This is a genomic window from Planktothrix prolifica NIVA-CYA 540, from assembly GCF_963864145.1.
In the GTDB taxonomy this organism is placed as follows: domain Bacteria; phylum Cyanobacteriota; class Cyanobacteriia; order Cyanobacteriales; family Microcoleaceae; genus Planktothrix; species Planktothrix agardhii.
Genome location: NZ_CAWLTW010000001.1, coordinates 4,262,652 through 4,275,626 on the forward strand (window position 1 = coordinate 4,262,652; position 12,975 = coordinate 4,275,626).

General features: G+C 40.6%; 8 protein-coding genes. 1 reads left to right on the top strand and 7 read right to left on the bottom strand.

What is annotated here, in order from left to right; translation table 11 throughout:
- The first annotated feature begins 241 nt into the window (after positions 1-241).
- On the top strand, positions 242-1,492 hold the full coding sequence (gene tyrS, locus AC559H_RS18765; RefSeq protein ID WP_026795293.1) for a tyrosine--tRNA ligase: 1,251 nt from the start codon (positions 242-244) through the stop codon (positions 1,490-1,492).
- Positions 1,493-1,669: 177 nt separating this feature from the next.
- Here tyrS and AC559H_RS18770 read toward each other — a convergent pair whose 3' ends face one another.
- From AC559H_RS18770 to AC559H_RS18800, 7 genes are all read right to left on the bottom strand, one after another.
- Complete coding sequence (locus AC559H_RS18770) at positions 1,670-2,242, bottom strand: Uma2 family endonuclease (RefSeq protein WP_233423093.1); 573 nt, start codon at positions 2,240-2,242, stop codon at positions 1,670-1,672.
- 279 nt (positions 2,243-2,521) lie between these two features.
- Complete coding sequence (locus AC559H_RS18775; RefSeq protein WP_026795291.1) at positions 2,522-3,427, bottom strand: polysaccharide deacetylase family protein; 906 nt, start codon at positions 3,425-3,427, stop codon at positions 2,522-2,524.
- A gap of 587 nt (positions 3,428-4,014) precedes the next feature.
- Positions 4,015-5,367, bottom strand: a complete 1,353-nt coding sequence (accC, locus tag AC559H_RS18780; protein WP_026795290.1) for an acetyl-CoA carboxylase biotin carboxylase subunit — start codon at positions 5,365-5,367, stop codon at positions 4,015-4,017.
- Between the two features lie 106 nt (positions 5,368-5,473).
- On the bottom strand, positions 5,474-8,365 hold the full coding sequence (gene ileS / locus AC559H_RS18785; protein WP_026795289.1) for an isoleucine--tRNA ligase: 2,892 nt from the start codon (positions 8,363-8,365) through the stop codon (positions 5,474-5,476).
- A gap of 161 nt (positions 8,366-8,526) precedes the next feature.
- On the bottom strand, positions 8,527-11,004 hold the full coding sequence (locus tag AC559H_RS18790; RefSeq protein ID WP_026795288.1) for an ATP-dependent Clp protease ATP-binding subunit: 2,478 nt from the start codon (positions 11,002-11,004) through the stop codon (positions 8,527-8,529).
- 353 nt (positions 11,005-11,357) lie between these two features.
- Positions 11,358-11,936 carry a hypothetical protein gene (locus AC559H_RS18795; protein WP_193372503.1) on the bottom strand — a complete coding sequence of 193 codons (579 nt, stop codon included), beginning with the start codon at positions 11,934-11,936 and terminating at the stop codon, positions 11,358-11,360.
- A 13-nt stretch (positions 11,937-11,949) separates the two neighbouring features.
- Entirely contained in the window at positions 11,950-12,975 is a 1,026-nt protein-coding gene (locus AC559H_RS18800; RefSeq protein ID WP_026795286.1) for a protein kinase domain-containing protein, read from the bottom strand.

The following is a 12,975-nucleotide window of genomic DNA, read 5'->3' on the forward strand; positions in this document are numbered from 1 at the left end:
TAAAAGCCGCTTCACAACCGCCCACCTTGGGGATTTCAACCATCTCTATCTTAATCCAAAGCCGTGCTAGAAGCACGGGGTTTTAGACCCAAATTCTCGATAACTTTTTTTAGCTTCGAGTGATAGCATATAAGATTGACATTGTGCAGGTGAAGTACCTACATAATAAATCAAAAAAATTTCCTATCCGGGATCAAGGTTAACGGATTTTACCCTAAATTGGCAAAAGAATTTTAAGATCATGGCTATTAGTCCCTCGTCTGTACCAATAGAATTGGCGGCGTCTCTACAAAATTTTCCTACCCTTCGCCGAGGGATTACTGAGATTTTCCCTGAAATTATCAACTCTGAGAACCCTGATGAGAATTTAGGTCAACGATTATTGACAACCAATCGACCCCTAAGAGTTAAATTTGGCATTGACCCCACGGCGTCGGATATTCATTTGGGTCATAGTATCCCGATTCGCAAGTTACGCGCTTTTCAAGATGCGGGCCATATCGCTGTTTTAATTATTGGGGATTTTACTGCTAGAATTGGCGACCCCACGGGAAAATCGGAAGTCCGGCGTCAATTAACCTCGGAAGATGTACAGAAAAATGCTCAAACCTATTTAGAACAACTGCGTCCGATTTTGGATTTTGATACCCCCGGACGGTTGGAAATTCGCTACAATTCGGAATGGTTATCAAAATTAGATTTACCTAAAATATTAGAATTATTGGCAACCATGACCGTCGGACAAATGTTAGCCAAAGAGGGTTTTTCCCTGCGGTTTGAACAGGAAAATCCGATCTATTTGCATGAATTTCTCTATCCATTAATGCAGGGTTATGATTCCGTCGCGGTGGAAGCGGATATTGAAATCGGTGGCACAGATCAAAAGTTTAATTTAGCCGTGGGACGGGATTTACAAAGACATTTTGGACAAAAACCTCAATTTGGGTTATTAATGCCGATTTTAATTGGGACGGATGGGGTACAAAAAATGTCGAAATCCCTGGGAAATTATGTGGCGTTATCGGAAGATCCGTTAGCCATGTATTCTAAATTGGAGAAGGTTCAAGATAATCTTTTAAACCAATATTTTGAACTATTAACTAATCTTCCCTTGGATGAATTACCAGAAAATCCCAGGGAAAAACAAAAGTTATTAGGGTTAGAAATCGCTTCTCAATTTCATGGAAAAGAAGCCGCGTTAGAGGCACAAAAAGCGTCTTTAACCTTAGTTCAAGGGGATGCTAAAACAGCAGAAGCTGTCCCGGAGTTTTCCCTAGCTGAGATTCAATTTCCGGCTAAGTTATTTTATATTCTCAGTGCGAGTAAGTTATGCAAAACCAGCAGTGAAGCGCGGCGAGAAATTCAAGGGGGTGCGGTTAAGTTAGATGGCGATCGCATTTCTGAAGTTGATATAATATTTAATTCTATTGATGAATTAAAGGGTAAAGTTCTGCAAGTTGGGAAGAAGAAATTTATCCGTTTAATTGATTAATTCCTCGTTCCAATGCTCTGCATGGGAATGCTAATTTTGAATTCCTCGTTCCCATGCTCTGCATGGGAATGCCAATTCTGAGGCTCTGCCTCAAATATTATAACAGGAGGCAGAGCCTCCTTTTGGCATTTCTAGGTAGAACCTAGAAACGAGGGGGACGAGGGGGACGAGGGGAGACTAAAAAGGATTTAAAATTTGTTCGGCGGTTAATTTTAATTCAGGAAAAGTTATAGAATTTAGAATATCTTTTTCTCTAAATTCTACCCCTTCATATAAACCCGAAACTAAGGTTAAAATTGATATTTTTAATGCTTGTGGGTCAATAATCCAATATTCAGGAATACCTAATGCGGCATATTCTGAACGTTTATAACGGTAGTCATCATCGGGGTTATTCGGACTAACAATTTCAACGACTAATAAAGGAGGTTCTTCCAGAATAGCTGAGGATAATGTGCTGAGAAATTGACGTTGAGTTTCTGTCATTACTAATACATCAGGAATGCGTGATTTTCTGATTCCTGTTCTGACTCCCACAGTTCCAGGTCGCACCACCCAATCTAATGTTAACCGACGGATCTCTATTTTGAATTGTTCTTGTATAAAATCAACAATATCCGAATGCCATCCACTTGCAGGAGTCATCTGAATTAATTCTCCATTAAATAGTTCAGACTTGAGATCGGTATCATCTTTATAATTGAGATAGTCTTCAAAGCTATAGGTTTTAGTAACGGTTTGCACCATCATGAGTTCTTAGCCTCTAATTTAGTCCCTCATTTATTCTAGCAAAATTTTTATAACTTGTTCTAATATATTAAACCCTGATATTATAAACTATATGTTTTATTGGGATTTTAGCGATCGCTTTTTCCCCTCCTCGTAGTAAGTCCTTTAGGACTCAGCCCTAAAGGGCTTACTACGGTTTCACTACAATTTATGATTGAAAATGAGTTTAGATAAAATTATTGTTCCCTTGGATGTTTGTAGAATATAAATATTATGTGTTGTAGTACAAGCACCCTACGATTATTCTGATAATGATAATAATTCGGAAACTGTTACAAACCGATAGCCACGTTTTTGTAATTCAGGAATTATAATTTTTAACGCTGCTATGGTTTCAGAACGATTTCCGCCACCATCGTGCATTAACACAATATCCCCTGGATTAGCTTGATTTAAAACCCGATTTGCTAATACGGTCGCCGTTGGTTTTTGGAAGTCTTTCGTATCAATAGACCACATAATAACCGCATAATTTTTACTGCGGGCATAGTCGGCAACACCATTATCTAAAATTCCCCCAGGAGGCCGAAATAACCGGGTTTTTAACCCCGTCATTAACTCTAATTTTGCCGATGTATTTTCAATTTCAGCTTTAGCTTTTTGCGGTTCCATTTTTGGATAAGAATGCGTCCAAGTATGATTCCCAACCCCATGACCTTCTTGAACTACTTGTTTGATAATGTCAGGATATAACAGTAAGTTTTGACCTAAAATAAAGAAGGTAGCTTTAACATTAAACTGTCTTAAAATAGTTAAGACCTTGGGTGTTTCCGGCCAGGGGCCATCATCAAATGTTAAGGCAATAACTTTTTCTTGATTTCGAGGGGAAACATTATGAACAGTTTTGCCTTTATAGCGTTCTGGAATTAAAGAATAATAGGGTTTTTCTGGTTTCTTTAAATTTGGTGGTGGAAAAGGTTTTCTAGGAATAAAAGAGTCTGGTTTTCCTAATGGGGGAATTGTCGGATCTTCCATCCCATTTTCAGCAGAATAAATCGGTTGTGTGATCACCAAATTTTCAGCTTGCAGTCCAACAATAGACAAGGAAACAGCCACTTCTCCGTGATTAAAACTCACCATAAATATTCCACTGATACCACCAAGTAGAATCTGTGAAAACCGTTTAATATTTCGGGAACCTATCATTAATTTTAAGCGTCAAGATAATCTGACTATAGACTACGAGACTTTCCCCCTAAGTCCCGTAAATCTTGACTAAATATGAGAATGTTCTTGATCGGAAATAATTTCAGCTTTGTTGGGTGTTAGCGCGATCGCAAATAAAAATGACACTAACGGCCCTACAATAAAAATTGCTAATTCTAATCCTGTCATAGTCTACCCCCTATGGTTTGTGGGGTATTCGTTTACTCCTCGAATGCAGAGCTAATTGTTAGTCCGATTTCTGACTAATCTTGGCTAAAAACCCGCTTCCGCATCAGAGAACGTGCTTATAATACCCTTAATATTCTCTAATATACTCTAATCACCCTCATGAAGTATCAATTCAGCATCTGATCAGTCTTAATTTCACTCAATCTTTAAATTTGAACCCGAAATCTTTGCAAAATCTAAACTTTATTCATAAATCTTTACAAAAAGTTGAATAATTATAAGGGTTAGATATTGATTGTTTTCACCTCACTTACTCCCGATACTTAGGGTCTGAGTTAGATTTTAGGTTATGGGGGCGAGTTGCCCTTGCTTCCATTATCCCATAATTGCCGGGTTTTCTATTCTCCTTTTTTCATCATTTTTTCCACAAAATTAGTATAAATTTCTCCCCGTAAAAACTCAGGATTTTCTAATATTTTTTGATGAAATCCGATCGTTGTCGGAACTCCCGTAATCGCAAATTCCCGTAACGCCCGTTTCATTCTTAAAATCGCCGTCGGACGGTCTGGCCCCCAAACAATTAATTTCCCAATTAAAGAATCATAATAGGGAGGAATTTCATAATCCGTATAGACATGGGAATCAATTCTCACCCCATTTCCCCCAGGAGGTAAATAACCACTAATCCGTCCGGGGTGGGGGCGGAAATTATGTTCAGGATCTTCAGCATTAATCCGACATTCAATAGAATGACCCCGCAAAATTACTTGATTTTGATGTAATAATAACTTTTCCCCTTGGGCGATGCGAATTTGTTCAGCAATTAAATCTAATCCGGTGATCATTTCCGTAACCGGATGTTCCACTTGAATCCGGGTATTCATTTCCATAAAATAGAAATTTCCCGATTGATCAACTAGAAATTCAACGGTTCCCGCCCCGGTATAATTAATAGATTTAGCCGCTTTTACCGCAGCCGATCCCATCTTTTGACGCAGTTTAGGAGTAATAAAAGAACTGGGTGCTTCTTCTAATAGTTTTTGGTGACGTCTTTGAATTGAACAATCCCTTTCTCCTAAGTAAATTACATTGCCATAATTATCAGCTAAAATCTGAATTTCAATATGGCGAGGACGTTCAATAAACTTCTCTAAATAAACCCCCGGATTACCAAAAGCCGCTTCCGCTTCTCCTTGGGCCGCAGCAAAGAGTTTGGGGAGTTCCGAATCTTCCCTAACTAACCGCATTCCCCGACCTCCACCTCCGGCGGTGGCCTTAATAATCACCGGATAACCGATTTTGCGGGCCAGTTGTAGGGCTTCTTTATCATCACTCAGGAGTCCATCACTGCCCGGGACGGTGGGAACTCCGACCCGTTGCATGGTTTCCTTGGCCGTTGATTTGTCTCCCATTGACCGCATGGCGTGGGGTGTGGGGCCAATAAAGGCAATATCATGATCGGCACAAATTTCGGCAAATCGGGCGTTTTCGGCTAAAAATCCATAGCCGGGATGAATGGCCGTGGCGTTACGAGTCAGGGCGGCGGCGATAATATTGGGAATATTCAAATAGCTTTTACTGCTGCTGGGTTCCCCGATACAAACGGCTTCATCGGCCAGTTGGACATGAAGGGCGTGGCGATCCACCGTTGAATGAACAGCAACCGTCGCAATACCCATTTCCTCGCAGGTGCGAAGAATTCGTAAAGCTATTTCCCCTCGATTGGCAATTAATATTTTTGAGAATCGCATCTTTTATCAGAAAACAAGATTTATAAACCGCTTTGTAGTAAGCCCTTTAGGGCTTAGTCTTCTGGGGAAGAAAGCCCTAAAGGGCTTACTACTTTTAGAAATAGTTTTAAAAGGTTCCTGCTAACGCCTCAATACACCGTTCACAAATGGTAGGATCTTCTTTTGATTCCCCAATATGGACGGAATAATTCCAACAGCGATCGCATTTTTCCCCATCAGCTTTCACCACACCAATTCCCAAATCTTCAAACTGTTGGTTATATTGTAAACCGTTTAAAGGTTCAGGAGTATCTAATAGTTCAACCTGGGAACAAATTAACAGATAACGCAATTCATCAACCCCATTATTTGCTTTTAATTCGGTGGTTTTGGGGTTCATTTGTTGCATCTGTTGACGCAAATCCTCATCCGCAATATATAACAACACTTTAGCCTCTAAGGATGCACCAATCATTTTGTCCTGACGGGCTTTTTCCATGACAACATTAACATCACTTCTAATTTGTCGTAACTGTTGCCATAACGTCCCTAATTCTGGCTTTTCCCACTGTTTTTCTAATGTCACCCAACCCGCTTCAAATACAGAAGTCTGGGGCGGAGAATAGGGAATATTTTGCCAAATATCTTCGGCTGTATGACATAATACGGGAGCGATCGCTTTTACCAAATTCTCTAACGCCACCGCTAAAACCGTTTGACAACTGCGACGCCGAAACCCATCAGCCCCACTAATATATAACCGATCTTTGGCAACATCTAAATAGAAATTAGACAAATCCACCACACAGAAATTCTGGATAACCTGGAAAAATCGGAAGAATTGATAACTTTCAAAGGATTCTGTTACTTCAGTAAAAACCTCCGTAATCCGGTGTAACATATATTGGTCTAATTCCGGTAATTCTTCGTATTTAACCGTATCTTTTATCGGATCAAAATCATGCAAATTCCCCAATAAAAATCGGGCAGTATTTCTAATTTTGCGGTAAACATCTCCCATCTGTTTGAGGATATTTTTACCCAAAGGAACATCGGAAGAATAATCTACCGAGGACACCCACAACCGCAGAATATCAGCGCCATAGGGCGGTTCTTGCTGTTGATTTTTCCCCCCTTCAATTACAATTGCAGGATCAACCACATTTCCTATGGATTTACTCATTTTCATCCCCTTTTCATCGAGGACAAATCCATGGGTTAATACGGTTTTATAGGGCGCGTGACCATAGTTAGCGACACTGGTTAATAAACTTGATTGAAACCAGCCCCGATGTTGATCAGAACCTTCTAAATACATATCCGCAGGATAGCGTAATTCCGGTCGTTGATTAGCAACAGCCGCCCAAGAAGACCCGGAATCAAACCAAACATCCATGGTATCGGTTCCCTTGCGATAGGTCTTACCATTATTATGATATTCTGTGGGTAATAATTCCTCAATTGATAACTCCCACCACGCATCGGAACCCTGTTCAGCAATAATAGTTTGAACGTGATTAATTGTGCTTTCGTTTAATAACGGTTCGTTAGTTTCTTCGTCATAAAAAACCGGAATCGGAACTCCCCAACTTCGTTGTCGAGAAATACACCAATCACTTCTATCAGCAACCATGGAAGTAATCCGATTTTCTCCTTGGGCGGGAATCCATTTCACCTCAGAAATTGCTTTTAAAGCCGCATCTCGGAACCCTTCAACGGAGGCAAACCATTGTTCTGTAGCCCTAAAAATCGTCGGTTTTTTCGTGCGCCAATCGTAGGGATATTTATGTTGATAGGGTTCTTCTTTTAATAGGGAATTAACTTCTGTTAAAGCATCAATAATTGCCCCATTTCCCTCACCTAAAACATTCAATCCCTCAAATTTTCCGGCTTCATCGGTAAAGTTTCCTTGATCATCCACGGGGGATAAAATTGGTAAGCCATATTTCTGACCCACAATATAGTCTTCTTGACCATGACCGGGGGCAGTATGAACTAATCCCGTACCGGATTCCGTGGTAATATAATCTCCCCCAATAACTATCGGACTTTTGCGATTAAATAGGGGATGTTTGTAGGTACAATTTTCTAAATCCTTGCCTTTAAAGGTGACTCTAACTGTTAATGAATAACCCAAGGTTACTGATAATTGTTCAGCTAAATCTTCTGCCACAATTAAATATTTAAAACCCACAGGTTTGTCACTTTCCCCGACTTCCACAACGGAATAATTTAACATGGGGTTAACTGCAACCGCTAAATTACCGGGAATTGTCCAGGGGGTTGTAGTCCAAATTGCTACCCCTAATTCCGATAAAAATGGGGTTAATAATTCCCGCAAAGGTTCAGATACCGTTAACAGTTTAAAAGCGGCAAATAAACTTCGAGAAACATGACCTTCAGGATATTCTAATTCCGCTTCAGCTAAGGCGGTTTTAGAACTCGGACTCCAGTGAACAGGTTTATGTCCTCGGTAAATATATCCCTCTAAAAACATCTTTCCAAATACGCCAATTTGGGCGGCTTCATATTCGGGTTTTAGGGTTAAATAGGGGTGTTCCCAGTCGCCCCAAACTCCATAGCGTTGAAAACTGATTTTTTGTTGTTCAACAGTTTGTAAGGCGAAATCTCTGGCTTTGTGACGCAAAGTTAAGGGGGTTAATTGTTCCCTTTCCCCGGCTTTCATGTTTTGTAATACTTTCAATTCAATGGGTAAACCATGACAGTCCCACCCCGGAACATAACGAACTTTACGACCCTGCAAAATTTGATAGCGATTAATAATATCTTTAAGAATTTTATTCAGAGCATGACCAATATGCAGCGCCCCGTTCGCATAGGGGGGGCCATCATGTAAAATAAACAGTTCACCGGGGTTATTTTGTGACAGGCGTTGATAAATTTCCTGTTCAGCCCAAAATGCTTGGATTTCCGGTTCTCGCTTCACGGCATTTGCCCGCATATCAAATTTGGTTTGGGGCAAGTTGACGCTATCTTTATAGGATTTGGCTTCTGTCACAACAGTATCCTGAATAATTCTTGTTAATTGATTTGTATTGTATCTTAACACCGTAGTGAGCCCTTCAGGGCTCAATTATCGATCTTCAACTAAGACAGTGAACTTAATATACAAAACCCGCCCTACCGGAGTAAGACGGGTTAGATGAGAATTAAAGTGAATTAGGAATTGGTAACAGCGTATTCATTAATAGAATTAAGGGCATGATCTCCGGGTGAAATCGTGACTTTCCCCTCTTGATCCACATCAATAAATGCCCGATCGCCATCCTTAATTGTTCCAGCTAATAAGGCTTCAGCTAAGGCATCTTCTAACAGATTCATTAAAGCCCGACGTAACGGTCTCGCCCCATATTTAGGATCAAAACCCACATTGACTAAATGATCTTTAAACCCTTCACTCACCGTTAAAGTAATATCCCTTTCCATTAACCTGGCCAACAGATCTCGGAGTAAGATTTCGGCAATTTGTTTAACTTCGGATTTTTCCAATTGACGGAAGACAATAATTTCATCCAAACGGTTAAGAAATTCCGGTCGGAAATATTGCTTGAGTTCCTCATGGACTAAATTTTTAATCCGGTTATATTGCTGATCTGCTTCAGAAGCAGCACCCCATTCAAATCCTAAACCACCACCGCCTTTTTCAATTACCTTAGAACCCACGTTTGAGGTCATAATAATTAAGGTATTTTTGAAACTGACCGTGCGACCTTTAGCATCGGTTAAACGACCATCTTCTAAGATTTGTAATAACAAATTGAAGACATCGGGATGGGCTTTTTCAATTTCGTCAAATAGCACCACCGTATAGGGACGACGACGGACAGCTTCAGTTAATTGCCCGCCTTCTTCATAGCCAACAAATCCTGGGGGAGAACCGATTAATTTAGACACCGTATGTCGTTCCATATATTCCGACATATCTAAACGAATCATCGCTTCTTCTGCCCCAAAGAAATAGGTGGCTAGGGCTTTAGTTAATTCGGTTTTTCCGACTCCCGTGGGGCCAGAAAAAATGAAACTGGCAATGGGGCGATCGGGATTTTTCAATCCCACCCGGGCGCGACGAATAGCACGAGAAACGGCCCCAACCGCTTCATTTTGACCAATTAAACGTTCATGTAAGATATCTTCCAATTTCAATAATTTTACCGATTCCGATTCGGTTAATTTATTGACATTAATGCCTGTCCAAGCCGCTAAAATTTCGGCAATATCGTCTTCAGTAACAATTAAACCTGTACCCGCTATATTGGTTTTTTGAGTCGGGGTTTCCAGTCTATCTTTGATTTCCAATTCCCGATCGCGCAGTTCACTGGCTTGATCGAAATCTTGAAGTTTGACCGCCGTTTCTTTTTCGGCAATAACTTTAGTTAATTCCCGTTTTAATTCGCGTAATTCGGGGGGAACTTTAGAATTCATTACCCGAACTCGGGAACCTGCTTCATCAATTAAATCAATGGCTTTATCGGGTAAAAAGCGATCGCTAATATAGCGATCGGATAGGGTCGCAGCCGCGTATAATGCCTGATCGGAAATCGTTAATTGATGGTGTTGCTCGTATGCTCGACGCAACCCAAACAGAATTTCCACGGTTTCTTCCACGGTGGGTTCACCGACCATCACGGGTTGGAACCGCCGTTCCAGGGCCGCATCCCGTTCAATATATTTGCGGTATTCATCCAGGGTAGTCGCCCCTAAACATTGCAACTCACCCCGGGCGAGGGCAGGTTTAAGCATATTGGAGGCGTCCATAGTCCCTTCAATGGAACCCGCACCCACAATGGTATGAATTTCATCAATCACTAAAATGATATTTCCGGCGGTACGAATTTCTTCGACAATGGTTTTTAGGCGTTCTTCAAATTCCCCCCGAAAACGAGTTCCAGCAATTAAAGTTCCCATGCTCAAGCTGATCACTTGTTTGTTTTCGAGGACATCGGGAACATCGTTATTAACAATGCGTTGGGCCAAGCCTTCCGCAATGGCAGTTTTTCCGACGCCGGGCTCACCCACTAACACGGGGTTATTTTTCGTGCGTCGTCCCAGAATTTGAATTACCCGTTCAATTTCCCGTTGGCGACCAATCATCGGGTCAAGTTTGCCTTCGGCGGCTAGTTGGGTTAAGTTAGTGCCATATTCATCCAAGGTGGCGGTTTTGGCAGACTTTCCACGACCGCCTCCTCCCGGGGCGACGCTGACTTCTTCCCCGAGGGCTCTAATCACCTCAGTCCGTATTTGAGAACGATCAACCCCCAGATTTTCTAGGACTTTTGATGCTACTCCTTCGTTATCTTGGAGTAATCCGAGTAAGATATGTTCGGGGCCGATATAGTTATTCCCCATTTGTCGCGCTTCTTTCATCGCGGTTTCAAAGATGCGTTTGGCCCTAGGGGTAAAGGGAATTTCTACCGGGAGGAAACCCGACCCACGGCCAATAATTGCCTCAACTTCTTTTTGGACTTCCCGCAGGCTTAACCCTTGCGCCTTCAAGGTTTTGGCGGCGACACTGGTTCCCTCGCTCATCAAGCCCACAAGAATTTGTTCTGTTCCTACAAAGTTATGTCCCAGGCGTCGGGCTTCTTCCTGAGCTAACATCACCGCCTTAATTGCCTTATCCGAGAAGTATTCAAACATTTTTTATGCTCACTCCCTTATGACGTTTATTTTTATAGAGTTGTCATCCCTGGTGGGGAGACGATGATAGGTTTTAATGTCCCGATGTAAATTTTTATTGAGATACTACAACCTAATGTAACGTTATTGGGGTCAATGTGTAGTGAGGACACCCGTAATTTTGATATGGGGTTGCCATTGCTCCCTCGGATCGATACAGGATTGCGAACTTTCACCTGGGTATGTCCTTGATTTTGATCCTCTCAGGCGGATATGTCCTAACGGATAGTTAAGCAAGTTCGGGGGTGGGTCAGGAATTATGCGATCGCTTTTTTTTAAAGAAGGCGATCGCAAATCTTGATCATGGTTATCCATTAACTGTTTATTAAGTCTTCTATAGTTCGTTCAAATTCATCACATTCGTGTACTAAATGAATAACTACCCTACGGAAATAATCAACATCAATTAAGCTCATTTCGGCGTTATGAATAATCGAAAAAACTTGTTGATCACCGATATTTTCTATGCCCCAAAATCCTAATTTATACTGAGCATTTTTTTGGAGAAGTAACGTAGATAAACGATGGGGGATATCATCTACATCGTCAAATTTTAGGCCACTTGGACAAGAAAATTCAATGGTCAAATCGTACTTGATAATAAATACAGTTTGCGTGCTTCCTGATTCCATATTGAACTTAATTACTGCCGTTTTATTGTCAATCTTATAAATATTCCAGTCAAGATTTTGGCAGTAACTTTCTACCGTTGAGCGAAACTTAAACGAAGAAAATATGTCTTTATCAATAGCCATAGATCCATTTCCTGAATTAATAGGTTTACTCGTAGCTAATATCGTCCATTCTCGACCTGTACAAACCTCACACTCAGAGGGCTTCATCAGTACAACAACTTCATTGCCACACTCTTTACACTTGTAAGTTTTTTTCATAGAATTAAAACCTTTATAATTTCGGTTTCATATTAATGATTAGGGTATTTTTACCATCTTTACTCTTACCCTTTTTACCAGAGGATAAAGTCCCATTATTATGAAGCTCTCCTAGCCATTGTTGTACTTGAGTGATATCGGGTCTTTTTTCATAGTTTAAAGCTAACATTTTTTTTATTAGTTCATGAACTTGTTCATCAAGAACACTTTTTTGAACGAGAGTTCCACGCAATTTACCTGTATTTTTACTGGGTGGTAGTTCAAGTTTTTCCCCATTAAGAACAGCTTCGTGAGCATAAGTATAGCTTTCTGATAAAACCGGACGACTACCCACCCAATATTGACAGAAAATTAACCCCAAGGAAAAAATATCAGATTTTTTAGTGGGTGCGGGCGTTTCTCCACCTGTGGCAATATGTTTAGCAAATTCAGGGGAATAATATACCGGATCGCCGACTAAAAATTCTGCCGCGATTAATTCTCCTTCAATAATACTACTATCAAAATCAATAATTTTAGCAACTTGTCTTCCTTCCCATGTTTGAATTAGCACATTATCCGGTTTCAAATCGAGATGGACAATGCCCTTTCCGTGTAAAATTTTTAGAGCACCTGCTGCTGTTAGCATCACAAATAAACGCTTTTGTGAGTCCAGTGTATGTATTTTATTGGATAAAGAGCTAGTATCGACTTTTTGGCAGACTTTGAAGAAATGTTCACCATACTCATCCCCATATTTAAAAAAGTCTACCATCACGACTACTGAACCACCTGAACCACAAACGGATAGTGCATTTTGAATTGCTATTTGTTTTTTAGCAAATTCCTCACACTGATCGCGTCGTTTTTGCTTGCCTTTTTCGCTCCCTGGTGCTTTTTCACCTGGATAAACTGGACTAAGAAATTTTTTGACAAAATATTCATTTCCATCCTTAATATTTAGAGCAAAACCCCATTGACATTGACCGCCGTTAGCACTATCAAAGTCACGGGTTACTAGATATTTGTCAGTAATCACATCACCCTTTTTATAAGACAT